Source organism: Shinella zoogloeoides (assembly GCF_030733845.1).
Taxonomy (GTDB): domain Bacteria; phylum Pseudomonadota; class Alphaproteobacteria; order Rhizobiales; family Rhizobiaceae; genus Shinella; species Shinella zoogloeoides_C.
In genome coordinates, this window is record NZ_CP132311.1 from 1,229,879 (window position 1) to 1,256,541 (window position 26,663).

Here is a 26,663-nt window from a genome sequence, read left to right on the forward strand (position 1 = left end):
GCTGGTTCTCCCGGATCAGCGTTTGAGGGTGGAGGCGAGCGCCTCGATACGGTGCAGAATGTCTTTCAGGTGAATGCGGAGCCGTGCGGCCTTTTCCGCGTCCAGATCGAAGGGCGGGACCTCCGTGGCGAGGTGGCTCACCTGGGCGAGCTCCATCTGGATGGCGTGCACGCCGGTTTCCGGCTTGCCGTAATGGCGCGTCGTCCAGCCGCCCTTGAAGCGGCCGTTGAGGATGCTCGTATAGCCCTCGGCCGCCGCACAGGCCTCGACCATCGCCGTCTCGATCGCCTTGTCGCAGGTGCGGCTCATGTCGGTGCCGATGTTGAAGTCCGGCAGCCGTCCCTCGAAGAGGAAGGGGATGAGCGAGCGGATCGAGTGGCAGTCGTAGAGGATCGCCACGCCGTGGATCGCCTTCACGCGCTCGATCTCGGCGGCAAGGGCCGCATGGTAGGGCGCGTGGAAATTGGCGAGCCGGTAGGCGATGTCAGCCTCGGTCGGCGCCTTGCCGTCTTTCCAGATCGGCTTGCCGTCGAAATCCGTTTCGGGAACGAGGCCGGTGGTGTTCTGGCCGGGATAGAGGCTGACGCCGGCGGGATCGCGGTTGGCGTCGATGACATAGCGGTGGAAGGTGGCGCGCAACGTCGTCGCTTCCGGCAGCAGGCCGGCATAGAGACGCTCGATGTGCCAGTCCGTATCGGCAAGGATGCGGCCGTTGTCATCAAGGCGTTCCCAGATATCGGCCGGAACGTCCGTGCCGGTATGCGGGAAGGCGAGAATGACGGGCGAGGTGCCCTGGTGGAGTTCGAAGACGGCCACGTTATGCCTCCAGCACCGGCAGGATGCCCTTGGAGACCGACGCGGCGAGCGCGCCGGAAGAGACGAACGTGCTGGCGCTGGCGAGATCAGGCGCCATGTAGCGGTCTTCCTCCAGCGTCGAAACGACGGTGCGCAGCGACGCCACGACCTTCTGAAGTTCCGGGCTGGTGGTCAGCGGGGCGCGGAACTCGATACCCTGCGCGGCCGTCAGCGCCTCGATGCCGACGATGGCCGAAAGGTTTTCGGTCATGCGCAGCAGGCGGCGGGCGCCGTGGCAGGCCATGGAGACATGGTCTTCCTGGTTGGCGGAGGTGGGCGTCGAATCGACCGAGGCGGGGTGCGCCATCTGCTTGTTCTCGCTCATCAGTGCGGCGGAGGTGACTTCCGCGATCATCAGGCCGGAGTTGAGGCCGGGCTTCTTGGCGAGGAAGGCCGGCAGGCCGAAGGAGAGGGCGGGATCGACCAGCAGCGCGATGCGGCGCTGGGCGATGGCGCCGATCTCGCAGGTCGCAATCGCGATCTGGTCGGCGGCGAAGGCGACGGGCTCGGCATGGAAATTGCCGCCGGAAACGACGCTGTTGTCGGAGAGCACCAGCGGATTGTCGGTCACGGCATTGGCTTCGATTTCCAGCGTGCGGGCGGCCGAGCGCAGGAGATCGAGGCAGGCGCCGTCGACCTGCGGCTGGCAGCGGATGCAATAGGGGTCCTGCACGCGCTCGTCGCCGGTGATGTGGCTTTCGCGGATGACCGAGCCGGCGAGCAGCGCGCGCAGCGCGGCGGCGGCGTCGATCTGGCCCTTGTGGCCGCGCAGCGTGTGGATATCCGGATGGAACGGCGCGGAAGACCCCATGGCGGCATCGGTGGAAAGCGCGCCGGTGACGAGGGCCGCTTGCGCGGCCCGGTGGGCGCGGAAGAGGCCGGCGAGCGCAAGGCCGGTGGAAACCTGCGTGCCGTTGATGAGAGCGAGGCCTTCCTTGGCGGCCAGGACGACAGGCTTCAGGCCTGCCTTTGCGAGGGCGTCGCCGCCGTGCAGGCGTTCGCCGGCATAGAAGGCCTCGCCTTCGCCGAGCATCACGGCCGTCATGTGGGCGAGGGGGGCGAGGTCGCCCGAGGCGCCGACGGAGCCCTGTTCCGGGATGACCGGAACGACGCCCTTGGCCTGCATGGCCTCGAGAAGGCGAACGATCTCGATGCGCACGCCCGAAGCGCCGCGGCCGAGCGAGATCAGCTTCAGCGCCATGACGAGGCGTACGATGTTTTCGGCCAGCGGTTTGCCGACGCCGCAGCAGTGCGACAGGATCAGGTTGCGCTGGAGCGTGGCGACGTCGGCCGGGGCGATCTTGATGGAGGCGAGTTTGCCGAAGCCGGTATTGATGCCGTAGACGGGTTCGTCGCCGGCGGCGATTTCCGCGATGCGCGCGGCGGCCTTCTCGATGCCCGCGTCGAAGGAGGCGTCGAGCCTGGCGGCCTCGCCGGTCCAATAGATGGTTTCAAGGGTTTTCAGGGGCACGGAGCCCGGGTGAAGCGTGATCGTCATGGTTCATTCCCCGATGCAGCGCGAAGCTGCGACTTGACTGAATTAATGTCCGCTGCGGATACGGGCATGCAGGGGGTTGAAGCCCATGCGGTAGACCAGTTCCGCCGGCCGGCCGATGTCCCAGAGGACGAAATCGGCCCATTTTCCGGCTTCGAGCGTTCCCACCTCGTCGACGAGGCCGAGCGCGCGGGCCGCCTCACGGGTCGTGCCGGCGATGCATTCCTCGACGGTCATGCCGAAGAGGGTCGCGGCCATGTTCATGGTGAGCAGCAGCGAAGTGAGCGGCGAGGTGCCGGGGTTTGAATCGGTGGCGACGGCCATCTTCACGCCGTGCTTGCGGAAGAGATCGACCGGCGGCTTCTTCGTCTCGCGGATGAAGTAGAAGGCGCCCGGCAGGATCACGGCGACGGTGCCGGCTTTCGCCATGGCGGCCGCACCCGCATCGTCGGTATATTCGAGATGGTCGGCCGACAGCGCGCCGTAGCGGGCGGCAAGCTCGGCGCCGTGGAGGTTGGAAAGCTGGTCGGCATGAAGTTTCAACGGCAGGCCGTGGCCCTTGGCGGCATCGAAGACCCGCGCCATCTCGTCCGGCGAAAAGGCGATGCCCTCGCAGAAGCCGTCGACGGCGTCGGCAAGCCCTTCGGCAGCAATGGCCGGCAGCATCTCGTTGACGACCTTCTCCACATAGGCCGTCTTGTCGCCGTTCATTTCCGGCGGCAGCGCGTGGGCGCCGAGGAAGGTGGTGCGCACGGTGACGTCGCGCTCCTCCGCGATGCGGCGGGCGGCGCGCAGCGATTTCAGCTCGTTTTCCGTGTCGAGGCCGTAGCCGGATTTCAGTTCAACCGTCGTCACGCCCTCGGCGATCAGCGCGTCGAGGCGGGGCAGGGTCTGGTGCACGAGATCGTCCTCGCTGGCCGCCCTGAGCGCCTTGACCGAGGAGACGATGCCGCCGCCGGCTCGCGCGACTTCCTCATAGGAGGCGCCGGCGAGGCGAAGCTCGAATTCATGGGCGCGGTCGCCGGCATGCACGAGATGGGTATGGCAGTCGATGAGGCCGGGGGTGATCCAGCGGCCTTCGCAATCGACGCTTTCTGCGGCGGCGAAGGCGGCAGGAAGCTCGGCTTCCGGCCCGGCAAAGGCGATGCGCCCGTCGCGGACGGCAATGGCGCCGTTTTCGACGATGCCGAGGCCCGGCAGGCTCTCCTTCAGTGTCGCGAGCCTTGCATTGCGCCAGACGCGGACCGTGTCCTTTTCCGTTCCCATCACCATGATTGCCTCTTCCCTGTGATGAATATAATGTATATACATAATCGCAACGGACGCAAGAGCCAATTTGACAAGCGGCGTCGAGCGTGTGCAATCGGGAGAGGAGACAGGCCGTGGCCGTCATTCATGCAAGACAGGCGCTGCTTACGGGCGGCTGGGCGAAGAACGTTCGTATCGGCATCGAAGGCGGCCGCATCGCGACGCTCGAAACGGATACCGCTCCCGCGGCAGGCGAAGAGCGCCACGACACTGTGGTCGCCGGCATGCCGAACCTGCACAGCCACGCCTTCCAGCGCGGCATGGCGGGCCTTGCGGAAACGCGCGGGCCGGGCAGCGACTCGTTCTGGAGCTGGCGCAATGTCATGTACCGCTTCGCGCTTTCCATGACGCCCGACGACGTCGAGGCCGTGGCCGCGCAGCTCTATGTCGAGATGCTGGAGGCCGGCTTCACCCGTGTCGGCGAATTCCACTATCTGCACCACGACAAGGACGGCGGGCACTACGGCGATATCGGCGAGATGGCCGCGCGCATCGCCGCGGCGGCATCCGAAACAGGCATCGCGCTGACGCTGCTGCCCGTCTTCTATGCCCATGCCGGCTTCGGCGGCACGGCGCCGGGCGAGGGCCAGCGCCGCTTCATCAACGACCGTGATTCCTATGCCGCCCTGTTGGAGCGCTGCCGCGCCCTCACGAATGCCTTGCCGGATGGCGTCACCGGTGTCGCGCCGCACAGCCTGCGCGCCGTCACGCCCGACGAACTGACGGCTGTCGTCGCCATGGCCGGTGACAAGCCGATCCACATCCACATTTCCGAACAGGTCAAGGAAGTGGAGGACAGCGTCGCCTGGTGCGGCCGCCGTCCGGTGGAATGGCTGCTCGACAACCAGAAGGTCGATGGCCGCTGGTGCTTCATCCACGCCACGCACATGACCGACGCCGAAACGCAGGGCATGGCGGAAGCCGGTGCCATTGCCGGCCTTTGCCCGATCACGGAAGCCAATCTCGGCGACGGCACTTTTCCGGCGCCCGATTTCTTCGCCGCCGGCGGCCGGTTCGGCGTGGGCTCCGATTCGAACGTGCTGATCGGCCTGCCGGATGAGTTGCGCCAGCTCGAATATTCCCAGCGTCTCGCCCATCGCGCCCGTAACGTGCTTGCCGCACCGGGCGGCTCGACCGGCCGCGCGCTCTTCGACGGCGCGCTGGCCGGTGGCGCGGCCGCTCTCGGCGCGCAATCGGGGATCGCCGTGGGCAATGCGGCCGATTTCGTCAGCGTCAAGGCCCGTCACGGTCTCGATCCGGTGGGTGACGCGCTGCTCGACGGCTGGATCTTTGCGAACGGCGCGGATGTCGATTGCGTCTGGGTGAACGGGCGCAAGCAGGTCGAGGGCGGCCGGCATGTGGCGCGTGCGGCGGTCGGCCGTCGCTTCACTGCGACGATGCGGGCGCTGACCGAGGCCTGAAGGTATATTGAAAGGCGCATCGGCCTTTCCTATGAGGTTTCAAGACCGGGCGAATCTGCGCCCGGAGCGGAGGCGACCATTTCCATCGACGAGGATAGAATCGCGGTCGAGGCCAAGGAGCCTTCGCTGCATCGCCGTATCCTGGAGGATGTGGAGGGCAGGATCCTGTCCGGCGAATGGCCGCCCGGCTACCGCATTCCCTTCGAGCACGAACTGACCGAACAGTACCAATGCTCGCGCATGACGGTGAACAAGGCGATCACCGAACTGGTCAAGCGCGGCCTCATCGAGCGCCGTCGCAAGTCCGGCAGCTACGTCACGCATCCGCACGCACAATCCGCCGTCCTCGAAATTCACGACATCCGCCTGGAGGTCGAATCGCTCGGGCTGCCCTACCGGTATGAGCGCCGCACGCGTGTCGACCGCGCCGCGAAGGCCGCCGACCGGCGCCTTATGGACCTGCCCGAACCGTCGCGCCTGACGGAAATCGCCGCGCTCCATTTCGCCGGTGCTCAGCCGTTCTGCCTGGAAGACCGCCTCATCAACCTCGCGGCCGTGCCGGAAGCCGAGGAGGAGACCTTCACCGATACCGCCCCCGGCGCCTGGCTGATCAGCCGCGTGCCGTGGAGTGCCGCCGAACACCGCATCCGCGCCGTCGGCGCCGATGCCCGCGCCGCCGAACTCCTGGCGATCGCGCCCGGCACGCCCTGTCTCGTCGTCGAGCGCCGCACCTGGAGCGGCGGCCTCTACATCACCCATGTGCGCCTGACCTATCCCGGCGAAAAACACGAGCTCGTCGCCGAATTCGCCCCGACGCATCCCAAACAGGGGGTGTGAACCGAAGGGTTCACGAAGGGGTGGACGCAGAACGCCCGCTCTGTCACAAGGATTTGCAGAACGCGACTGCCGATAGTTTTAGATCGGGGTCGGGCGACCGATTGACGTCACGTCGCTGCCGCGAGATCACGCTGGCCGTTCTGCCTTGTTTTTTCCTTCGTGTGATCGGCCAGCCATGACCAAGAAGCCCAAACTGGAGCATTCCGAGCTTTCGGGAGAATATACCGAGGACGATATCACCGTCCTCGTCGACATCTATCGCCCGGCCGGTACGCAGAACGACTGGAAGCTGGAAGTCATCACCCAGAACGAGGACCTCTTCGAATGGGACGAGCCCTTCGCGACGGATCGCGAGGCGTTCGACGAGTTCCTGGCGACGATCGCGCGGGACGGGATAAAGTCGTTTCTGGAAGAAGAAGACACGCCGACCACGCATTGAACCGCCGGAATCGCAGCGGAAGCCTCGGGAGCGGGGCTTTTACGCGCGAAGATCGGACCGGACAGGAGAGGACGGCCCGGTCGGCAGCATGCTGGCGCGAAGCGGCGGCCTGCAACTCGGAAAATATGGCGGAAGTTTCGGGAAAGAATGGTGGGCGATGACGGACTCGAACCGCCGACATCCTCGGTGTAAACGAGGCGCTCTACCAACTGAGCTAATCGCCCGCCGCGTTGGTGGCTGTGATCTATGCGGAACCGGATTGAACCGCAAGAGGCAAATGCCAAATTATTTTACATTTTTTTGAGCAGGCGGCTGGAAGCAAAAGGGTGTGGAAACATTTCGCGGCGCGTCATTGTTTTGTCTTGAAACCTGCTTGACACCCAAACACGAACCCCGTAGTTAGCCGCTCATCGAACGGCTGAGGCCGCTCGGGACGGATGTCTTTCATCCGGACGCTTTCGAGGATGCGGGTGTAGCTCAGTCGGTTAGAGTGCCGGCCTGTCACGCCGGAGGTCGCGGGTTCGAGCCCCGTCACTCGCGCCACTCGAAGGGCCGGACGAACATGCGGGACCGAAAGGTCGAAAAGATGCGCGGGTGTAGCTCAGTCGGTTAGAGTGCCGGCCTGTCACGCCGGAGGTCGCGGGTTCGAGCCCCGTCACTCGCGCCATTTCTTTTCCTTCCAGATCGTTATGCGGTTTTCTTCACGCAGCGCCTGAGCGGCGTTTCGCTGAAGATTCTTGCCTTTTCCGACGAATGTTTTTCGCCGCTTTCCCGTCTTCGTATAGCTTGCCGTCGAAGAGGGGGATTCGCATGCGTTATGTTACGATGGCTTTGACGGGTGTCGCCGCGCTCGTCGCGCTCAGCATCCTGTTCGGCTCATGGTTCACCATCGACCAGGGCGAGCGTGGTGTGATCCTGCGCTACGGCGCCGTTTCGGGTACGGCCGAACCGGGCCTCGGCTTCAAGCTGCCGCTCATCGATTCGGTCGTGCGAATCTCCGTGCAATCGAAGGCCGTCGTCTACGAGAAGATGGAGGCCTACAGCCGCGACCAGCAGCCGGCCGATATCCGCCTTTCCGTGAATTATCGCATCCCCACCGACCGCGTGCAGGACGTCTATGCCAATTACGGCGGCGAGGACGGGCTGCTCTCGCGCCTCATCGAGCGCAAGGTTTTCGAGGAGACGAAGACTGTGTTCGGCCGCTTCAATGCGGTGACGGCCATCCAGGAGCGCGGGCGCCTCAACGCCGAGGTCGCGACGGCGATCCAGGAGGGCGTGTCCGGCCCCGTCGTCATCGACAGCGTGCAGATCGAGAACATCGATTTCTCCGAAGCCTACGAGGCGAGTATCGAGCAGCGCATGCTGGCCGAGGTCGAGGTGCAGCGCCTCCGGCAGAATGCCGAGCGTGAGAAGGTGCAGGCCGAGATCACCGTGACGCAGGCCCGCGCCCAGGCCGACGCCCGCCGCGCGGAAGCGCAGGCGCAGGCCGATGCCGTGCGTCTGGCGGCCCAGGCCGAATCGGAAGCGATCCGGCTGCGCGGCGAGGCCGAGGCAGAGGCGATCAAGGCGCGCGGCGACGCGCTGAAGGACAATCCGGGCCTCGTATCCTTGACGCAGGCGGAACGGTGGGACGGCCAGTTGCCGCGTACCATGCTGCCGGGCGGGTCGATCCCCATGCTCAACCTCAATGCAAACTAGGCGGCGAGGGGCTTTTTCTTCGCACCTGCGGCGAAACGCCCCGCACGCCGGCACTCCTGAATTCGTAACGATTTAAATGGCTTTGCCAACGGCTTTTCCGGGTGACCCGGAAAAGAGCACAATGATTGCGGCGAAAGCCGGACAAAGCCTTGCGCGGGGACGCTCACTGCGCTAACGACGTGGCGTTGCAACATACTTTCTCGGCTTGCAGGTCTTTGGGCCAACAGGCGTCTCTCCGGCGCCGTGAGCAGGCAGGATGGACGCCAATGACTGAACTTCTCGGTTCCTATATCCCGATCGCCATCTTCATCGGTATCGCGCTTGTGATCGGCATTGCCTTGCTGGTCGCGCCGTTTGCCGTCGCCTACAAGGCCCCCGATTCGGAAAAGCTTTCCGCTTACGAGTGCGGCTTCAATGCGTTCGACGATGCGCGCATGAAATTCGACATCCGCTTCTATCTGGTGTCGATCCTCTTCATCATCTTCGACCTCGAAGTGGCCTTCCTCTTCCCCTGGGCCGTCTCCTTCGGCGACATGGGCTGGTTCGGCTTCTGGTCGATGATGGTCTTCCTCGGTGTCCTGACCATCGGCTTTATCTACGAATGGAAGAAGGGGGCACTCGAATGGGAGTAGCTCATACCAACAACACGCTTGTTGCCCAGCAGCCGAAGGGGATCATCGATCCCAATACCGGCAAGCCCGTCGGCAGCAACGATGCCTTCTTCGGCGAGATCAACAACGAGCTCGCCGACAAGGGTTTTCTGGTCACTTCCACGGACGAACTCATCACCTGGGCCCGCACCGGCTCGCTGATGTGGATGACCTTCGGCCTGGCCTGCTGCGCCGTCGAGATGATGCAGCTTTCCATGCCGCGTTACGACGTCGAGCGTTTCGGCTTCGCGCCGCGCGCCTCGCCGCGCCAGTCCGACGTCATGATCGTCGCCGGCACGCTGACCAACAAGATGGCCCCCGCGCTGCGCAAGGTCTACGACCAGATGCCGGAGCCGCGCTACGTCATCTCGATGGGCTCCTGCGCCAATGGCGGCGGCTACTATCACTATTCGTATTCGGTGGTGCGCGGCTGTGACCGCGTGGTGCCGGTAGACATCTATGTACCAGGCTGTCCTCCCACAGCGGAAGCGCTCCTCTACGGTGTGCTCCTGCTGCAGAAGAAAATCCGCCGGACCGGTACGATCGAGCGTTAAGGGCAGGGGACTTAGAAGATGAGCGAAGCCCTCCAGGAGCTTTCCTCCTATATCGGCGAAGCAGTCGGCGGTCTCGTCGCCTCCGCCGATATCGCCTATGGCGAACTCACCCTGAAGACGGACGGCGCACGCGTCATCGATCTTCTGACGTTCCTGCGCGACGACGTGCAGTGCGGCTTCGTCAACCTCGTCGATATCTGCGGCGTGGACTGGCCGGCCCGCGCCGAGCGTTTCGACGTGGTCTACCACCTCCTGTCGCCGCGCCAGAACCAGCGCATCCGCGTCAAGGTCGCGACCGGCGAGGACCAGCCCGTTCCCTCCGCCTGCGCGGTCTATCCGGGCGCCGACTGGTTCGAGCGCGAAGCCTACGACATGTACGGCATTCTCTTCACCGGCCACCCGGACCTGCGCCGCATCCTCACCGACTACGGTTTCGAGGGGTACCCGCTGCGCAAGGACTTCCCGACGACCGGTTTCGTGGAAGTGCGCTATGACGACGAGGTCAAGCGCGTCGTGTACGAGCCTGTCGAACTGAAGCAGGAATTCCGCAACTTCGACTTCCTCTCTCCCTGGGAAGGCACCGACTACGTGCTGCCGGGCGACGAGAAGGCGAAGCAGAACTGATTTTGGGTCAGGTGACCCGATAGGGCGCCGACCTCTGGAGCAAGCGGTATGAACGAGCACAACGTTCGCAATTTCAACATCAACTTCGGGCCGCAGCACCCGGCGGCACACGGCGTGTTGCGCCTCGTGCTCGAACTCGACGGCGAAATCGTCGAGCGCGTCGATCCGCATATCGGCCTGCTGCACCGCGGCACCGAGAAGCTGATCGAGACGAAGACCTATCTTCAGGCCGTGCCCTATTTCGACCGCCTCGACTACGTGGCGCCGATGAACCAGGAGCATGCCTTCGCGCTCGCCGTCGAAAAGCTGACGGGCACGGAAGTGCCGATCCGCGGCCAGCTCATCCGCGTGCTCTATTCCGAAATCGGCCGCATCCTTTCGCACCTCCTCAACGTCACCACGCAGGCCATGGACGTCGGCGCGCTGACGCCGCCGCTCTGGGGCTTCGAGGAGCGCGAGAAGCTGATGGTGTTCTACGAGCGTGCCTGCGGCGCGCGCATGCACTCGGCCTATATTCGTCCGGGCGGCGTGCACCAGGACCTGCCGCACGAGCTGGTGGAAGACATCGGCAAGTGGATCGACCCGTTCCTGAAGACCGTCGACGATATCGATGAACTGCTCACCGGCAACCGCATCTTCAAGCAGCGTAACGTCGATATCGGCGTGGTGAAGCTGGAAGACTGCTGGGCCTGGGGCTTCTCGGGCGTCATGGTGCGCGGTTCCGGCGCGGCGTGGGACCTGCGCCGCTCGCAGCCCTACGAGTGCTATTCCGACCTCGACTTCGACATTCCGATCGGCAAGAACGGCGACTGCTACGACCGTTACGTCATCCGCATGATCGAGATGCGCGAAGCGGCCAAGATCATGCGCCAGTGCGTCGACCGCCTGCTCGGCGACGCCAAGGTCGGACCGGTCTCCTCGATCGACGGCAAGATGGTTCCGCCGAAGCGCGGCCAGATGAAGCGTTCGATGGAAGGGCTCATCCACCACTTCAAGCTCTACACCGAAGGCTATCACGTACCGGCCGGTGAAGTGTATGCGGCCGTCGAGGCGCCGAAGGGCGAGTTCGGCGTCTACGTCGTCGCCGACGGCACCAACAAGCCCTACCGCTGCAAGATCCGCGCCCCGGGCTATGCCCATCTCCAGGCGATGGATTTCATCTGTCGCGGCCACCAGCTCGCCGACGTCTCGGCGATCCTGGGCTCGCTCGACATCGTGTTCGGCGAGGTTGACCGCTGATGCCGGCCGCAGCCCATGCCATGAGCGTCGCCATGCCGACCGCCGCCCTTGCGCTGGCGGCCGGGCGTTGCGGCGTGTCGGCGGGCTGCGCCATCCTATTCCTTCAGAACGACACGTCGGCTCATGCCCGCGGCTTCGCCAACACGGCGGAAACGCAGCGCCGGCAGATTAACTGAGACAAGGCGTTACAGAATGTCCGTTCGTCGACTAGCCGATGACAATGTCCAGCCCGCCAGCTTCGCCTTCACCAAGGAGAATGCGGCCTGGGCAAAGGCAACGATCAACAAGTATCCCAAGGGCCGCCAGCAATCGGCGGTCATTCCGCTGCTGATGCGGGCGCAGGAGCAGGACGGCTGGGTCACCAAGGCCGCGATCGAATCCGTCGCCGACATGCTCGACATGGCCTATATCCGCGTGCTCGAAGTCGCGACCTTCTACACGCAGTTCCAGCTTCTGCCGGTCGGCACGCGCGCCCATGTCCAGGTCTGCGGCACGACGCCCTGCATGCTGCGCGGCGCGGAAGACCTGATCAACGTCTGCAAGAAGCGCATCCATCCCGAGCCCTTCCACCTCAACGAGGGCGGCACGCTCTCCTGGGAAGAGGTCGAGTGTCAGGGCGCCTGCGTCAACGCCCCGATGATCATGATCTTCAAGGACAGCTACGAGGACCTGACGCCGACGCAGCTCGAGCACATCATCGACCGTTTCGACGCCGGCAAGGGCTCCGACATCACGCCCGGCACGCAAATCGACCGCATCTATTCCGCGCCGGTCGGTGGCCTCACCAGCCTCAACGAGCCGGAACCGGTCGCCAGGAAGACGACGACCCGCGCCAAGAAGGCGGACGAGGACAGCGTCAGCGTTCCCCCGTCCAACGCCGCCCGCGCGAAGACGGACGCCGAGGAAACCGATCCGAAGCTGAAGACCCCGGCCACCGCCAAGGCGGAAGCCGCTGCCAACGCTGAGGCCAAGGGCGACACGCGCGCCGAGGGCGGCGATGCGGCCGGGCTCATCGGCAAGCCTTCGCTCGACGACAAGAGCCGCCCCGCCGGCATCGCGCGTCCTGCCACCGTCGACGACCTCAAGCTCATCTCCGGCGTCGGCCCGAAGATCGAGGGCACCCTTCACGAACTCGGCATCTTCACCTTCGCGCAGGTCGCCGCCTGGAAGAAGGCGGAGCGCGAATGGGTCGATGGCTATCTGAATTTCAAGGGCCGCATCGAGCGCGACGACTGGGCCAAGCAGGCCGAGGCGCTCGCCAAGGGCGGCGAAGCGGAATACATCCGCGTCTTCGGCAAGAAGCCGCGGTAAAGGGGTGAATCATGCTTAAAGACCAGGATCGCATCTTCACCAATATCTACGGCACCAAGGACAGGTCGCTGAAGGGCGCCATGGCCCGCGGCCATTGGGACGGCACCAAGCAGCTCCTCGAAAAGGGCCGCGACTGGATCATCAACGAGGTCAAGTCCTCGGGCTTGCGCGGCCGCGGCGGCGCCGGCTTCCCGACCGGCCTAAAGTGGTCCTTCATGCCGAAGGAATCCGACGGCCGTCCGCATTACCTCGTCGTCAATGCCGACGAATCCGAGCCCGGCACCTGCAAGGACCGTGATATCCTGCGCCACGATCCGCACACGCTGATCGAAGGCTGCGTCGTCGCCTCCTTCGCCATGGGCGCCCATGCGGCCTATATCTACGTGCGCGGCGAGTTCATCCGCGAACGCGAGGCGCTGCAGGCGGCCATCGACGAATGCTACGAGGCGGGCCTGCTCGGCAAGAACAACAAGCTCGGCTACGACATCGACGTCTACGTCCACCACGGCGCCGGCGCCTATATCTGCGGCGAGGAAACCGCGCTGCTCGAAAGCCTGGAAGGCAAGAAGGGCCAGCCGCGCCTCAAGCCGCCGTTCCCGGCCAATATGGGCCTTTATGGCTGCCCGACGACGGTCAACAATGTCGAATCCATCGCCGTGACGCCGACCATCCTGCGCCGCGGCGCGGCCTGGTTCTCCAGCTTCGGCCGTCCGAACAACGTCGGCACCAAGCTGTTCATGATGTCCGGCCACGTCAACAAGCCCTGCACGGTCGAGGAGGCCATGGGCATCTCCTTCCGTGAAATGGTGGAGAAGCACGGCGGCGGCATCCGCGGCGGCTGGGACAACCTGCTCGCGGTCATCCCCGGCGGGGCGTCGTGCCCGGTCGTCAAGGGCGAGGACATGATGAATGTCACGCTGGACTTCGACGGCCTGCGCGACGTCAAGTCCTCCTTCGGCACCGGCGGCATGATCATCATGGATCGCTCGACGGACATCATCAAGGCGATCTGGCGCATCTCGGCCTTCTTCAAGCACGAGAGCTGCGGCCAGTGCACGCCGTGCCGCGAAGGCACCGGCTGGATGATGCGCGTCATGCAGCGCATGGTCACCGGCAATGCGCAGAAGCGCGAGATCGACATGCTGTTCGACGTCACCAAGCAGATCGAGGGCCACACGATCTGCGCGCTCGGCGATGCTGCGGCCTGGCCGATCCAGGGCCTGATCCGCAACTTCCGCCCCGAGATCGAGGCGCGCATCGACCAGTACACGGCCAACGCCATGGCGCACGGCGCCGTGCTGGAAGCGGCGGAGTAAGACGATGAAGAAGCCGGTGGGACAGGAAGCGCATGCAACCGACACCCCGCCGGCGACAGCCGCCGGCGACGACCCGTTCGGTCTGGCGCCTTGGCTGAAGGAAATGCCGGATGTGCGGCTGCACCCGCTGATGACCCACCCGGTGGCGGCAATGGTCGCGACCAGCGCCATCGGCTTCGGCATCGCAGGCCAGATGGCCGGGGCGATGCTGGGCGTGATGCAGAGCGCCGCGGAGCGGACGAAGGTGATGTTGGACGATGCGGCCGAACGGGCCGCAGGGGTCGAAGCCGCAGAGGGGATGGCAGCGCCGGTGAAGGCGAAGCCGGAACTGCGGGTGGTTCCGAAGGCCGATCTGCCGGCCGTGGAACCGAAGGTGAAGGTGGCGCGCGAGAAAAGCGCGACGCCGAGGGCGGAGAAAGCCGTCAAGGCCGATGACCTGAAGGCGATTTCGGGCATCGGGCCGAAGCTGGAGCAGGTGCTGAACGGCATGGGGCTCAAGCGTTACGCCGACATCGCGGCCCTGACGGACGCGGATGCGGCAAGGATCGAAGCCGAACTCGGGTTCAGCGGGCGCATCGCCCGCGACGGCTGGGTGGAGCAGGCAAAGGCGCTGGGTAAGGGCAGGGGATAACCCGCCGGACCCGGCAGAGAAACAAAGGCCGACGGAAAGGGCAGGGCCCGGACCGGACGCCGGAGAGAATGGCGCTGGCGCGACGCGGGGTTCCCACGTCAAAAGCGGGAATTGAGATATGGCAAAGCTGAAAGTCGACGGAAAAGAAATCGAAGTCCCGGATCACTTCACGCTGCTTCAGGCGTGCGAGGAGGCCGGCGCCGAAGTTCCGCGCTTCTGTTTCCACGAGCGGCTGTCGGTTGCCGGCAACTGCCGCATGTGCCTTGTCGAGGTGAAGGGCGGCCCGCCGAAGCCGGCGGCCTCCTGCGCCATGAGCGTGCGCGATCTTCGCCCCGGCCCGAACGGCGAGTCGCCGGAAGTCTTCACGACCACGCCGATGGTCAAGAAGGCGCGCGAAGGCGTGATGGAGTTCCTGCTCATCAACCACCCGCTGGATTGCCCGATCTGCGACCAGGGCGGCGAATGCGACCTGCAGGACCAGGCGATGGCCTTCGGCATCGATAGCTCGCGCTACGCCGAGAACAAGCGCGCGGTCGAGGACAAGTATATCGGCCCGCTCGTCAAGACGATCATGAATCGTTGCATCCACTGCACGCGCTGCGTCCGCTTCACGACGGAAGTGGCCGGCATCACGGAGCTTGGCCTGATCGGCCGCGGTGAGGATGCCGAGATCACCACATATCTCGAACAGGCGATGACCTCCGAACTGCAGGGCAATGTGGTCGACCTCTGCCCGGTCGGCGCGCTCACCTCCAAACCCTTCGCCTTCACGGCCCGCCCGTGGGAGCTGAACAAGACCGAATCCATCGACGTCATGGACGCCGTCGGCTCGGCGATCCGCGTCGATACGCGCGGCCGCGAGGTCATGCGCATCCTGCCGCGCGTCAATGAAGAGATCAACGAGGAGTGGATCTCCGACAAGACCCGCTTCATCTGGGACGGCCTGAAGACCCAGCGCCTCGACCGTCCCTATGTCCGCAAGGACGGCCGTCTCCAGCCTGCAAGCTGGGCCGAAGCCTTCGGCGCCATCAAGGCTGCCGTTGCCGGCAAGCCGGGCGACCGCCTCGGCGCGATCGCCGGCGACCTTGCCTCTGTTGAGGAAATCTATGCGCTGCGCGAACTGATGACCGCGCTCGGCTCCACGAACGTCGACTGCCGCCAGGACGGCTCGGCGCTCGACCCGTCGCTCGGCCGCGCTAGCTACCTCTTCAACCCGACCATCGAAGGCATCGAGCAGGCCGACGCGCTGCTCATCGTGGGCGCCAATCCGCGCCTCGAAGCCGCCGTGCTCAACGCCCGCATCCGCAAGCGCTGGCGCATGGACAATTTCCCGATCGGCGTGATCGGCGAAGAGGGCGAGCTGCGCTACGGCTACGAATATCTCGGCGCCGGTACGGACACGCTCTCCGGCCTCATCGACGGTTCGGTCAAGTTCGCGGCCAAGCTGAAGAAGGCCGAGCGCCCGATGATCATCGTCGGCCAAGGCGCTCTGTCGCGCGCCGACGGCCTTGCCGTTCTTTCGGCCGTCTCCGCCCTGGCGGAAAAGGTCGGCGCGGTGAAGGCGGAGTGGAACGGCCTTGCCGTGCTGCACACCGCGGCTGCCCGCGTCGGCGGCCTCGACCTCGGCTTCGTGCCGGGCGAGGGCGGCAAGACGGCGGCGGAGATGCTCACCGGCACGGACGTGCTGTTCCTGCTCGGCGCGGACGAGATGGACTTCTCCCGCAAGACCGCCTTCACGGTCTATATCGGCTCGCACGGCGATAACGCGGCGCATGTCGCCGACGTCATCCTGCCGGGCGCGACCTATACCGAGAAGTCCGGCACCTGGGTCAACACGGAAGGCCGCGTCCAACTCGGCAACCGCGCCGGCTTTGCGCCGGGCGATGCCCGCGAGGACTGGGCGATCCTGCGCGCTCTGTCCGACGTGCTCGGCAAGAAGCTGCCCTTCGATTCGCTCGTGCAGCTGCGCGCAAAACTGTACGCAGCCCACCCGCATTTCGCCGAGATCGACGCGATTGCAGCCGGCGACAGTGCCGATCTTTCCGCCCTTGCGAAAAAAGGCGGGAAGATGGCGAATTCCGGGTTTGCGTCTCCGATCAAAGACTTCTATTTGACGAACCCGATAGCGCGCGCCTCCGCGGTCATGGCCGAATGCTCGGCTCTGGCCCGCAACAATTTCAAAGTCGCGGCGGAATGAGCGCGAAGGGATAAAGCATTATGGACGCTTTCATTTCGACCTACGTTTGGCCTGCCGTGATCATGGTCGCCCAGTCGCTGCTGCTTCTGGTCGCGCTCTTGGTCTTCATCGCCTACGTGCTCCTTGCCGACCGCAAGATATGGGCAGCCGTCCAGTTGCGCCGCGGCCCGAACGTCGTCGGCCCCTGGGGCCTGTTCCAGTCCTTCGCCGACCTTCTGAAGTTCGTCTTCAAGGAGCCGGTGATCCCGGCTACCGCCAACAAGGCGATCTTCCTGCTCGCCCCGCTCGTCTCCGTGACGCTGGCGCTCGCCACCTGGGCGGTCGTGCCGCTCAACAACGGCTGGGTGATCGCCAACATCAATGTCGGCATCCTCTACATCTTCGCGATCTCCTCGCTCGAAGTATACGGCATCATCATGGGCGGTTGGGCTTCGAACTCGAAGTACCCGTTCCTCGGTGCCCTGCGCTCTGCCGCGCAGATGGTCTCCTATGAAGTGTCGATCGGCTTCGTCATCGTCACGGTCCTGCTCTGCGTCGGCTCGCTGAACCTGACGGACATCGTCATGTCGCAAAGCGACGGCCTCGGCACGCGCCTCGGCCTGCCGGCCTCCTTCCTCGACTGGCACTGGCTGGCGCTGTTCCCGATGTTCGTGGTGTTCTTCATCTCGGCGCTCGCCGAGACGAACCGCCCCCCCTTCGACCTGCCGGAAGCCGAATCCGAACTCGTCGCCGGCTTCATGGTGGAATACGGCTCGACCCCGTACATGATGTTCATGCTCGGCGAATATGCCGCCATCTGCCTGATGTGCGCCCTGACGACGATCCTCTTCCTCGGGGGCTGGCTCCCTCCGGTGGACGTCTGGTTCCTCAACTGGGTGCCGGGCATCATCTGGTTCGTCCTGAAGGCGTCCTTCGTCTTCTTCATGTTCGCGATGGTGAAGGCCTTCGTGCCGCGCTACCGCTACGACCAGCTCATGCGTCTCGGCTGGAAGGTCTTCCTGCCGATCTCGCTGGCCATGGTCGTCATCGTTGCATTCGTGCTGAAGCTCACGGGCTGGTCCGCATGAGGACCGCCCTGACCCTCAGCAGCATTGGAGCTTGAAATGGCTAGTCTTTCGCAAGCCGTAAATTCGCTGTTCCTCAAGGAATTCGTCGGCGCATTCTTCCTGTCGATGCGCTACTTCTTCCGCCCGAAGGCGACGGTGAACTATCCCTTCGAAAAGGGCCCGGTCTCTCCGCGCTTCCGCGGCGAGCATGCGCTGCGCCGCTACCCGAACGGCGAGGAACGCTGCATCGCCTGCAAGCTGTGCGAAGCCATCTGTCCGGCTCAGGCCATCACCATCGAGGCCGGCCCGCGCCGCAACGACGGCACGCGCCGCACGGTGCGCTACGACATCGACATGGTGAAGTGCATCTATTGCGGCTTCTGCCAGGAAGCCTGCCCGGTCGACGCCATCGTCGAGGGACCGAACTTCGAGTTCGCGACCGAGACGCGCGAAGAGCTCTACTACGACAAGCAGAAGCTCCTTGAGAACGGCGATCGCTGGGAGCGGGAAATCGCCCGCAACATCGCTATGGATTCGCCTTACCGCTGATCTGCAGCGGGAAGGAAAAATGAAAGCACGTGCCTGACGAACGGTCGTCAGGCTTCGACGGGGGAGGGGATCCTTCTCCGGGGAAGACGAAAAGGCACCAAAATGGGTCTGCAGGCTCTATTCTTCTATCTGTTCGCCTTCGTGGCGGTGGCGTCCGCCTTCATGGTGATCGCGTCCAGGAACCCGGTCTATTCCGTGCTGTTCCTGATCCTCACCTTCTTCAATTCGGCGGGCCTGTTCCTTCTGACGGGCGCCGAGTTCCTGGCGATGATCCTGCTGGTCGTCTATGTCGGCGCCGTCGCGGTTCTCTTCCTCTTCGTCGTCATGATGCTCGACATCGATTTCGCCGAGTTGCGTGCGGGTGCTCTCGAATACGCACCGGTCGGCGCGCTGATCGGCGTCATCCTGGCGATCGAGCTTGTCGTCGTGGTCGGCGGCTCGACGCTCTCGCCGGAGATCGCCGCCAATGCCTCGATGCCGATCCCCCCGGTCGCCGAGCGCCAGAACACGGCCGCCCTCGGCGACGTGCTCTACACGCATTACGTCTACTTCTTCCAGATCGCCGGCCTCGTGCTGCTCGTCGCCATGATCGGCGCCATCGTGCTGACGCTGCGCCACAAGCCACACATCAAGCGCCAGAACATCTCGCAGCAGGTCGCCCGCACGCCGGAAACCGCCGTCGAGGTCGTCAAGGTGAAGCCGGGACAGGGCATCTGAGGCCGCGCGGACAAGGAAAAGCATCATGGAAATCGGTATTTCCCACTATCTCACCGTCAGCGCCATCCTCTTTACCCTCGGCGTCTTCGGCATCTTCCTGAACCGGAAGAACGTCATCGTCATCCTGATGTCGATCGAGCTCATCCTGCTTTCGGTCAACATCAACATGGTCGCGTTCTCGCACTTCCTGAACGACATCGTCGGCCAGGTCTTCGCGCTGTTCATTCTGACCGTCGCGGCTGCGGAAGCGGCCATCGGTCTTGCAATTCTCGTCGTCTTCTACCGTAACCGCGGTTCGATCGCCGTCGAAGACGTCAATATGATGAAGGGCTGATCGGGTCATGGATACCATCATCAAGGCAATCGTCTTTCTTCCGCTGATCGGCTTCCTGATCGCCGGCATCGGTGGCAACGCCATCGGCGCCAAGGCGTCGGAATACGTCACGTCCGGCTTCATGATCATCGCCGCCGCGCTCTCCTGGATCGTCTTCTTCGACGTCGCCATGGGCGAGACGGAAGTGATCAAGGTCAGCGTGCTGCGCTGGATCCAGTCCGGCAGCTTCGATGTCGAATGGGCGTTCCGCGTCGATACGCTGACGGCCGTCATGCTCGTCGTCGTGAACTCTGTCTCGACGCTCGTGCATATCTATTCGATCGGCTACATGCACCACGACCCGCATCGGCCGCGCTTCTTCGCCTATCTCTCGCTCTTCACCTTCGCCATGCTGATGCTGGTGACGTCCGACAACCTGCTCCAGATGTTCTTCGGCTGGGAAGGCGTGGGTCTCGCGTCCTACCTGCTGATCGGCTTCTGGTACAAGAAGCCGTCGGCCTGCGCTGCCGCCATGAAGGCCTTCATCGTCAACCGCGTCGGCGACTTCGGCTTCGCGCTCGGCATCTTCTCGGTCTTCGTGCTGTTCGGCTCGATCAATTTCGAGACGATCTTCGCGACGGCTGCGACCTACCTGCCGGCGGAAGGCGCGGCGGATGCCGCCGAGCCCGTCATCAACCTCTTCGGCATGAGCCTCGACAAGTCGCATGCGCTGACCGCCACCTGCCTCCTGCTCTTCATGGGCGCGATGGGCAAGTCGGCGCAGTTCTTGCTGCACACCTGGCTGCCGGACGCCATGGAAGGCCCGACCCCGGTTTCGGCCCTCATCCATGCCGCGACCATGGTCACCGCCGGCGTCTTCCTCGTCGCCCGCATGTCGCCGCTCTTCGAACTGTCGCATACCGCCCTGATGGTCGTGACGCTCATCGGCGCCATCACCGCCTTCTTCGCGGCCACCGTCGGCCTCGTGCAGAACGACATCAAGCGCGTCATCGCCTATTCGACCTGCTCGCAGCTCGGCTACATGTTCGTGGCGCTCGGCATCGGCGCCTATGGCGCGGCGATCTTCCACCTGTTCACGCACGCCTTCTTCAAGGCGCTGCTGTTCCTCGGCGCCGGTTCCGTTATCCACGCCGTCGATGGCGAACAGGACATGCGCTACATGGGCGGTCTCAGGAAGCATATCCCGATCACCTTCTGGATGATGACGATCGGCACGCTGGCGCTGACCGGCGTCGGCATCCCGGGCACCGTCATCGGTTTTGCCGGCTTCTTCTCGAAGGACGCGATCATCGAGAGCGCGTTCGCCTCGCACAGCCCGGTCGCCGGCTTCGCCTTCGTGCTGCTGGTCATCGCCGCGCTCTTTACGAGCTTCTACTCCTGGCGCCTGGCCTTCATGACCTTCTTCGGCAAGCCGCGCGCCTCCGCCGACGTCATGCACCATGTGCACGAATCGCCGGCCGTGATGCTGATCCCGCTCTATCTGCTGGCCGCCGGCGCGGTCGTTGCGGGCGTGATCTTCGTGGAATACTTCTACGGCCACCACTACGACGAATTCTGGCAGGGCGCGCTCTTCACGCTTCCCGACAACCACCTCGTGCACGAATTCCACAATGTGCCGAAGTGGGTGAAGTGGAGCCCGTTCGCCGCCATGGCCATCGGTTTCGTCACTGCCTGGTACATGTACATCCGTTCGCCGGAAACGCCGAAGGCCCTCGCGGAGCAGCACCGAGGTCTCTACCAGTTCCTGCTCAACAAGTGGTACTTCGACGAGCTGTACGACTTCATCTTCGTCCGCCCGGCCAAGGCGTTCGGCCGCTTCCTCTGGAAGAAGGGTGACGGCGCCGTCATCGACGGCTTCGGCCCGAACGGTGTCGCCGCCCGCGTCGTGGATGTCACCAACCGCGTCGTGCGCCTCCAGACCGGTTACCTCTATCACTACGCATTCGCGATGCTGCTGGGTATTGCAGCACTCGTCACCTGGATGATGCTCGGGAGTTCCCTCTGATGACCGATTGGCCCATTCTTTCAGCGGTCACCTTCCTCCCGCTCGTCGGCGTGGCGCTCCTGCTGCTGACCCGCGAGGACAGCCCCTACGGTCGCCGCAACATCCTGAACGTCTCGCTGCTGACGACGGTCTTCACCTTCGTGCTGTCGCTCTTCATCTGGTTCGGCTTCGACTATTCGAACCCGGGCTTCCAGATGGTCGAGAAGCATGAATGGCTCGGCACCGGCATCTCCTACCACCTCGGCATCGACGGCATTTCCATGCTGTTCGTCATCCTGTCGACCTTCCTGATGCCGTTCTGCGTGCTCGCGAGCTGGAACACCATCGAGAAGCGCCTGAAGGAATACATGATCGCCTTCCTGCTCCTGGAAGTGTTCATGGTCGGCGTCTTCGTGTCGCTCGACATCGTCCTCTTCTACGTCTTCTTCGAAGCGGGCCTCATTCCGATGTTCATCATCATCGGCGTGTGGGGCGGCAAGGATCGCGTCTACGCCTCCTACAAGTTCTTCCTCTACACGCTGCTCGGCTCGGTACTGATGCTGCTCGCCATCATGGCGATGTACTGGCAGGCCGGCACGACCGACATCACGGAACTGCTCGCCTACAACTTCCCGGCCCATATGCAGACCTGGCTGTGGCTCGCCTTCTTCGCCTCCTTCGCGGTGAAGATGCCGATGTGGCCGGTGCACACCTGGCTTCCGGACGCGCACGTCCAGGCGCCGACGGCCGGCTCGGTCATCTTGGCCGGCGTTCTCCTGAAGCTCGGCGGCTACGGCTTCATCCGCTTCTCGCTTGCCATGTTCCCGCTGGCCTCCGACTATTTCGCGCCCTTCGTCTTCGCGCTGTCGGTTATCGCCATCATCTACACCTCGCTGGTGGCGATGATGCAGGACGACATCAAGAAGCTGATCGCCTATTCGTCGGTCGCGCACATGGGCTATGTCACCATGGGCATCTTCGCGGCAAACGCGCAGGGTCTCCAGGGCGCCATCTTCCAGATGCTCTCGCACGGTATCGTCTCCGGCGCGCTCTTCCTCTGCGTCGGCGTGGTCTACGACCGGCTGCACACCCGCGAGATCTCGGCCTATGGCGGCCTCGTCAACAACATGCCGAAATACGCCGTCGCCTTCATGATCTTCACCATGGCCAATGTCGGCCTGCCCGGCACTTCGGGCTTCGTCGGTGAAATCATGACGCTGGTCGGTGCCTTCCGCGCCAACACCTGGGTCGCGCTCTTCGCCACCACGGGCGTCATCCTTTCGGCCTCCTATGCGCTCTGGCTCTACCGCCGGGTGATCTTCGGTGCGCTCGAGAAGGAAAGCCTGAAGGCGCTGCTCGACCTTTCCGGCCGCGAGAAGCTGCTGCTCTATCCGCTCGTGATCCTCACGATCTTCTACGGTGTCTATCCGGCGCCGGTCTTCGACGTGACGGCGGCTTCGGTCGACGCGCTTCTCAACCAATACTCCGCGGCTCTGCAGGCGGCGCAATCCGTTGCGCTTTCGGCGAACTGACGAGGGGACTAGAAGACAATGACTGCTGATACAATCCTCGCCAGCCTTCAGCTCTCGACGCCGGAGATCATCCTCGCCGTCGGCGCCCTGGTCCTGCTGATGATCGGTGTTTTCTCGGGCGAACGGTCGGGCACGACCGTCACCGGGCTTGCCGTCGCGCTGTTGATCATCGCCGGCCTCTGGCTGGTTCTCGCCACGGGCGAGGGCCAGGCCTATGGCGGTGCCTTCGTCTCCGATGCCTTCGCCAAGTTCATGAAGGTGCTGTCGCTGATCGGCTCCATCACCGCCATGGTGATGACCGTCGGCCATGCCCGTTCCGAGCAGCTCGACCGTTTCGAGTTCCCGGTGCTGATCGTCCTGTCGACGCTCGGCATGCTGCTGATGATCTCGGCCAACAGCATGCTGTCGCTGTACCTTGCGCTGGAACTTCAGTCGCTCGCCCTCTACGTGGTCGCCGCCATCAACCGCGACAGCCTGCGCTCCACCGAAGCGGGCCTCAAGTACTTCGTGCTCGGTGCGCTGTCCTCGGGCATGCTGCTCTACGGCATGTCGCTGGTCTACGGCTTCACCGGCCATATCGGCTTCCAGGAAATCGCCGCGGCCCTGACGGCCGAGGGCCGCTCGCTCGGCCTCGTCTTCGGCCTGGTGTTCATCCTCGCCGGTCTTGCCTTCAAGATCTCGGCCGTGCCGTTCCACATGTGGACGCCGGATGTCTATGAAGGCGCGCCAACCCCGGTCACCGCCTTCTTTGCTGCCGCCCCGAAGGTCGCCGCCATGGCCATGCTGGTGCGCATCGTCATCGACGCTTTCGAGCCTGTCGTCGCAGACTGGCAGCAGGTCGTGGTCTTCATCTCGGTCGCCTCGATGCTGCTCGGCTCCTTCGCGGCCATCGGCCAGCGCAACATCAAGCGCCTGATGGCCTATTCGTCGATCGGCCACATGGGCTACGCGCTCGTCGGCCTCGCCGCCGGCTCCATGGCGGGCGTGCGCGGCGTCGCGCTCTATATGCTCATCTACATGGTCATGACGCTCGGCACCTTCGCCATCATCCTCGCCATGCGCCGCAAGGAAGGCGGCAATGTCGAGAATATCGACGATCTCGCCGGCCTTTCCTCGACCAACCCGTTCATGGCGACCGTCATGACGATCCTGATGTTCTCGCTAGCCGGCATTCCGCCGATGGCAGGCTTCTTCGCCAAGTACTTCGTGTTCATGGCGGCCATCGAGGCGCAGCTCTATACGCTCGCCATCATCGGCGTGCTCTCCTCGGTCGTCGGCGCCTACTACTACCTGCGCATCATCAAGGTGATGTGGTTCGACGAGGCGACCGGCGAATTCGCCCGCACCTCGGGCGAACTGAAGCTGGTCTTCGGTCTTTCCGGTCTCTTCGTCGTCGGCTACGTGCTGATCGGCGGCCCGATCGGTGCGGCCGCGGAAGCCGCGGCGCGGACCTTCTTTTGAGCAGGTCCGAAAACCCGGGCCGGTTGTCGCTTGACGATTTCCGGCACGAGGCGCTCGATGCGGTCGGCTCGACCAATACGGAATGCCTGGAGCGCGCCCGAAAGGGCGCGCTTTCCGGTCTCTGGATCACGGCTGTTCGCCAGACGGGCGGGCGTGGGCGGCGCGGCCGTGCCTGGTTCTCCGAGCCGGGCAACCTCTACGCCTCGCTGCTGATGATCGATCCCGCGCCGATGGACCGGCTCGGCTCCCTGCCGCTTGCCGTCGCCGTCGCCGTGCAGGATGCGGTCAGCCGCATCATGCCGCTTGACGCGCCGGAGGTCGTGGTCAAGTGGCCGAACGACATCCTGGTGGACCGCCGCAAGGTCTGCGGCATCCTGATCGAGGGCGAGACGCTGCCGGATGGCCGCCACGCGCTGGTGATCGGCTGCGGCATCAATGTCGCCGTCGCGCCCGATGCCGGCCTCTATCCCGTTGCGACGCTGCGCGATTTCGGGGCGTCGGCTTCCCCTGACGAGCTTTTCGCCTATCTCTTCCAGTCCATGGCCGAAACGCTGTCCTTGTGGAGCCGCGGGCGCGGCATTGCCGCCGTCATGGAGCGCTGGAAACAGGTGGCGGGCGGCATCGGGGAAAACATTACGGTCAATCTGCCCGACCGTTCGATTTCCGGGCGCTTTGCCGGAATTGATGATACAGGTCTCCTGAAACTGGAGACGGATGACGGCGGCACGCGACTGATCGCGGCCGGCGACGTTTTTTTGGATAGGACTTTTTGAACCCAATGGCAAAAGAAGACGAACTGGTGTTCCTGCCGCTCGGCGGCGTCGGCGAAATCGGCATGAATTTGGCACTCTACGGCTACGGGCCGAAGGCGAACCGCCAGTGGATCATGGTCGATTGCGGCGTCACCTTCCCCGGGCCGGACCTGCCGGGCGTCGATCTGGTGCTGCCCGACATCCGCTTTCTCGCCAAGGAGCGGGAAAAGCTCAAGGGCATCATCATCACCCACGCGCACGAAGACCACTATGGCGCGCTGAACGAGCTCTGGCCCGGCCTCAATGTCCCCGTCTATGCCTCGCCCTTCACGGCCGGCATGCTCGAGGCCAAGCGTGACTACGAGCGCAGCCGTACCGAAATCCCGGTGACGATCTTCAAGCAGGGCGACCGCATCAATGTCGGTCCCTTCGAGATCGAGGCGATCGGCGTCAACCACTCCATTCCCGAGCCCATGTCGCTGGCGATCAAAACGCCGCTCGGCACCGTTATCCACACCGGCGACTGGAAGATAGACCTCGACCCGTCGCTCGGGCCGCTGACGGACGAGACGCGCTTCCGCAAGCTCGGCGACGAGGGCGTGCTGGCGCTGATCTGCGACAGCACCAATGCGGTGCGCGACGGCGTCTCGCCGTCCGAGCGCGAGGTGTCGGAAAGCCTCACCAAGATCATCGAGGCCGCCGAGGGCAGGGTGGGCATCACCACCTTCTCCTCGAACGTCGGCCGCATCCGCTCCATTGCGCAGGCCGCGGAAGCTGCCGGCCGCGAGGTGCTGCTGCTCGGCAGCTCCATGAAGCGCGTGACGAATGTGGCGCGCGATATCGGCCTCATGGAAGGCTTGAAGCCGTTCATCGAGGAAGACGAGTTCGGCTACATCCCGCGCGACAAGGTCGTCGTCATCCTGACGGGCAGCCAGGGCGAGCCGCGCGCCGCGCTCGCCAAGATCGCCCGCGACGAGATGCGCAACGTCGCCTTCACCGATGGCGACACGATCATCTTCTCCTCGCGCGCCATTCCGGGCAACGAGAAGGCGATCAACGACATCAAGAACGGCCTGGTCGAGCAGGGCATCAACATCATCACCGACGCCGAGGCGCTGGTGCACGTCTCCGGCCACCCGCGCCGCCACGAGCTGCAGCAGATGTACGGTTGGACGCGCCCGAAGATGGTCGTGCCCGTGCATGGCGAGGCGGTGCACCTGACGGCCCATGCCGAGCTTGCCGAACAGTCCGGCATTGCCGAGGTGCCGCGCGTGCGCAACGGCGATGTGCTGAAGCTCGCCCCCGGCGCGCCCGAGGTCGTTGACCAGGTGCCGCACGGCCGCATCTTCAAGGACGGCAGTCTCATCGGCGATTACGAGGAGATGGGCATCGGCGACCGTCGCAAGCTCGCCTTCGTCGGCCATGTCGCCGTCAGCATCCTGCTCGACAGCCGCTACGATTTCCAGGGCGACCCGGAGGTCGAGCCCTTCGGCCTGCCGCAGTTCGACGACGAGGGCGAGGACATGGGCGACACGCTCTACGACGCCGTGCTGGGCGCCGTCGAAAGCATCCCGCGCGCCCGCCGCAAGGACCTGGAGATGGTGCGCGAGGCCGTGCGCCGCGCCGTGCGCTCCACGGCGAACGAGATCTGGGGCAAGAAGCCTGTCGTCACGGTGTTCCTGACGAAAGTCTGATTTCCGGCTTGCGGTTCCG

25 protein-coding genes and 3 tRNA genes are annotated in these 26,663 nt (G+C 64.4%); 24 read left to right on the plus strand and 4 right to left on the minus strand.

Annotated elements, in window-relative coordinates:
* Positions 1 to 15 precede the first annotated feature (15 nt).
* From hutG to hutI, 3 genes are read right to left on the minus strand one after another with little or no spacing between them, the layout of a single operon-like run.
* Complete coding sequence (gene hutG / locus Q9316_RS07030) at positions 16 to 816, minus strand: N-formylglutamate deformylase (RefSeq protein ID WP_306034506.1); 801 nt, start codon at positions 814 to 816, stop codon at positions 16 to 18.
* A gap of 1 nt (position 817) precedes the next feature.
* Positions 818 to 2,353 carry a histidine ammonia-lyase gene (gene hutH, locus Q9316_RS07035; protein ID WP_306034507.1) on the minus strand — a complete coding sequence of 512 codons (1,536 nt, stop codon included), beginning with the start codon at positions 2,351 to 2,353 and terminating at the stop codon, positions 818 to 820.
* 42 nt (positions 2,354 to 2,395) lie between these two features.
* Positions 2,396 to 3,622, minus strand: a complete 1,227-nt coding sequence (gene hutI, locus Q9316_RS07040; protein ID WP_306034508.1) for an imidazolonepropionase — start codon at positions 3,620 to 3,622, stop codon at positions 2,396 to 2,398.
* Positions 3,623 to 3,732: 110 nt separating this feature from the next.
* Between hutI and Q9316_RS07045 the strand changes: the two genes are divergently transcribed.
* The 3 genes from Q9316_RS07045 to Q9316_RS07055 all read left to right on the plus strand — a co-directional run bounded on the left by Q9316_RS07045 (position 3,733) and on the right by Q9316_RS07055 (position 6,355).
* Entirely contained in the window at positions 3,733 to 5,079 is a 1,347-nt protein-coding gene (locus Q9316_RS07045) for a formimidoylglutamate deiminase (RefSeq protein WP_306034509.1), read from the plus strand.
* A 141-nt stretch (positions 5,080 to 5,220) separates the two neighbouring features.
* A complete protein-coding gene (hutC, locus tag Q9316_RS07050) occupies positions 5,221 to 5,916 on the plus strand; it encodes a histidine utilization repressor (protein ID WP_306035238.1) in 696 nt (231 codons plus the stop codon).
* Positions 5,917 to 6,091: 175 nt separating this feature from the next.
* The gene (locus Q9316_RS07055) at positions 6,092 to 6,355 is read left to right on the plus strand and encodes a hypothetical protein (RefSeq protein WP_306034510.1); all 264 of its coding nucleotides are present in this window, start codon (positions 6,092 to 6,094) and stop codon (positions 6,353 to 6,355) included.
* 148 nt (positions 6,356 to 6,503) lie between these two features.
* Here the strand turns inward: Q9316_RS07055 and Q9316_RS07060 are convergent.
* Positions 6,504 to 6,579, minus strand: a tRNA-Val gene (locus Q9316_RS07060).
* Positions 6,580 to 6,821: 242 nt separating this feature from the next.
* Here Q9316_RS07060 and Q9316_RS07065 point away from each other — a divergent pair.
* The 21 genes from Q9316_RS07065 (at position 6,822) to Q9316_RS07165 (ending at position 26,644) form a co-directional block, all read left to right on the plus strand.
* Positions 6,822 to 6,898: transfer RNA gene (locus Q9316_RS07065), tRNA-Asp, on the plus strand.
* 47 nt (positions 6,899 to 6,945) lie between these two features.
* Positions 6,946 to 7,022 (plus strand) — tRNA-Asp (locus Q9316_RS07070).
* Positions 7,023 to 7,165: 143 nt separating this feature from the next.
* The gene (locus tag Q9316_RS07075; RefSeq protein WP_306034511.1) at positions 7,166 to 8,053 is read left to right on the plus strand and encodes a prohibitin family protein; all 888 of its coding nucleotides are present in this window, start codon (positions 7,166 to 7,168) and stop codon (positions 8,051 to 8,053) included.
* 266 nt (positions 8,054 to 8,319) lie between these two features.
* Complete coding sequence (locus Q9316_RS07080; RefSeq protein ID WP_119258712.1) at positions 8,320 to 8,685, plus strand: NADH-quinone oxidoreductase subunit A; 366 nt, start codon at positions 8,320 to 8,322, stop codon at positions 8,683 to 8,685.
* Positions 8,676 to 9,257, plus strand: a complete 582-nt coding sequence (locus Q9316_RS07085; protein WP_306034512.1) for a NuoB/complex I 20 kDa subunit family protein — start codon at positions 8,676 to 8,678, stop codon at positions 9,255 to 9,257. The genes Q9316_RS07080 and Q9316_RS07085 overlap by 10 nt, the downstream gene beginning before the upstream one ends.
* An 18-nt stretch (positions 9,258 to 9,275) precedes the next feature.
* Complete coding sequence (locus Q9316_RS07090) at positions 9,276 to 9,881, plus strand: NADH-quinone oxidoreductase subunit C (protein WP_306034513.1); 606 nt, start codon at positions 9,276 to 9,278, stop codon at positions 9,879 to 9,881.
* A gap of 48 nt (positions 9,882 to 9,929) precedes the next feature.
* Positions 9,930 to 11,120, plus strand: a complete 1,191-nt coding sequence (locus Q9316_RS07095; protein ID WP_306034514.1) for an NADH-quinone oxidoreductase subunit D — start codon at positions 9,930 to 9,932, stop codon at positions 11,118 to 11,120.
* Positions 11,120 to 11,296 (plus strand): hypothetical protein, encoded by a 177-nt coding sequence (locus Q9316_RS07100; RefSeq protein WP_306034515.1) that lies wholly within the window; start codon positions 11,120 to 11,122, stop codon positions 11,294 to 11,296. Before Q9316_RS07095 ends, Q9316_RS07100 begins: the two co-directional genes overlap by 1 nt.
* A gap of 16 nt (positions 11,297 to 11,312) precedes the next feature.
* The gene (locus Q9316_RS07105) at positions 11,313 to 12,431 is read left to right on the plus strand and encodes an NADH-quinone oxidoreductase subunit E (RefSeq protein WP_306034516.1); all 1,119 of its coding nucleotides are present in this window, start codon (positions 11,313 to 11,315) and stop codon (positions 12,429 to 12,431) included.
* An 11-nt stretch (positions 12,432 to 12,442) separates the two neighbouring features.
* Positions 12,443 to 13,747, plus strand: coding sequence for an NADH-quinone oxidoreductase subunit NuoF (nuoF, locus tag Q9316_RS07110; protein WP_306034517.1), 1,305 nt, complete (start codon positions 12,443 to 12,445; stop codon positions 13,745 to 13,747).
* 4 nt (positions 13,748 to 13,751) lie between these two features.
* Positions 13,752 to 14,378 carry an NADH:ubiquinone oxidoreductase gene (locus Q9316_RS07115; RefSeq protein WP_306034518.1) on the plus strand — a complete coding sequence of 209 codons (627 nt, stop codon included), beginning with the start codon at positions 13,752 to 13,754 and terminating at the stop codon, positions 14,376 to 14,378.
* 118 nt (positions 14,379 to 14,496) lie between these two features.
* The gene (gene nuoG, locus Q9316_RS07120) at positions 14,497 to 16,575 is read left to right on the plus strand and encodes an NADH-quinone oxidoreductase subunit NuoG (RefSeq protein ID WP_306034519.1); all 2,079 of its coding nucleotides are present in this window, start codon (positions 14,497 to 14,499) and stop codon (positions 16,573 to 16,575) included.
* Positions 16,576 to 16,595: 20 nt separating this feature from the next.
* A complete protein-coding gene (gene nuoH / locus Q9316_RS07125) occupies positions 16,596 to 17,642 on the plus strand; it encodes an NADH-quinone oxidoreductase subunit NuoH (RefSeq protein WP_306034520.1) in 1,047 nt (348 codons plus the stop codon).
* Positions 17,643 to 17,678: 36 nt separating this feature from the next.
* The gene (nuoI, locus tag Q9316_RS07130; protein ID WP_160860345.1) at positions 17,679 to 18,170 is read left to right on the plus strand and encodes an NADH-quinone oxidoreductase subunit NuoI; all 492 of its coding nucleotides are present in this window, start codon (positions 17,679 to 17,681) and stop codon (positions 18,168 to 18,170) included.
* Between the two features lie 102 nt (positions 18,171 to 18,272).
* Positions 18,273 to 18,887: an NADH-quinone oxidoreductase subunit J gene (locus Q9316_RS07135; RefSeq protein WP_306034521.1), complete on the plus strand. Its 615-nt coding sequence runs from the start codon at positions 18,273 to 18,275 to the stop codon at positions 18,885 to 18,887.
* A 25-nt stretch (positions 18,888 to 18,912) separates the two neighbouring features.
* Positions 18,913 to 19,221 carry an NADH-quinone oxidoreductase subunit NuoK gene (gene nuoK / locus Q9316_RS07140; RefSeq protein WP_024270868.1) on the plus strand — a complete coding sequence of 103 codons (309 nt, stop codon included), beginning with the start codon at positions 18,913 to 18,915 and terminating at the stop codon, positions 19,219 to 19,221.
* Positions 19,222 to 19,228: 7 nt separating this feature from the next.
* Positions 19,229 to 21,226: an NADH-quinone oxidoreductase subunit L gene (gene nuoL / locus Q9316_RS07145; protein WP_306034522.1), complete on the plus strand. Its 1,998-nt coding sequence runs from the start codon at positions 19,229 to 19,231 to the stop codon at positions 21,224 to 21,226.
* Entirely contained in the window at positions 21,226 to 22,737 is a 1,512-nt protein-coding gene (locus Q9316_RS07150) for an NADH-quinone oxidoreductase subunit M (RefSeq protein ID WP_306034523.1), read from the plus strand. Before nuoL ends, Q9316_RS07150 begins: the two co-directional genes overlap by 1 nt.
* An 18-nt stretch (positions 22,738 to 22,755) precedes the next feature.
* Complete coding sequence (nuoN, locus tag Q9316_RS07155; protein ID WP_306034524.1) at positions 22,756 to 24,198, plus strand: NADH-quinone oxidoreductase subunit NuoN; 1,443 nt, start codon at positions 22,756 to 22,758, stop codon at positions 24,196 to 24,198.
* Entirely contained in the window at positions 24,195 to 24,971 is a 777-nt protein-coding gene (locus Q9316_RS07160; protein ID WP_306034525.1) for a biotin--[acetyl-CoA-carboxylase] ligase, read from the plus strand. The genes nuoN and Q9316_RS07160 overlap by 4 nt, the downstream gene beginning before the upstream one ends.
* Before the next feature lie 5 nt (positions 24,972 to 24,976).
* On the plus strand, positions 24,977 to 26,644 hold the full coding sequence (locus Q9316_RS07165) for a ribonuclease J (protein WP_306034526.1): 1,668 nt from the start codon (positions 24,977 to 24,979) through the stop codon (positions 26,642 to 26,644).
* Positions 26,645 to 26,663 lie beyond the last annotated feature (19 nt).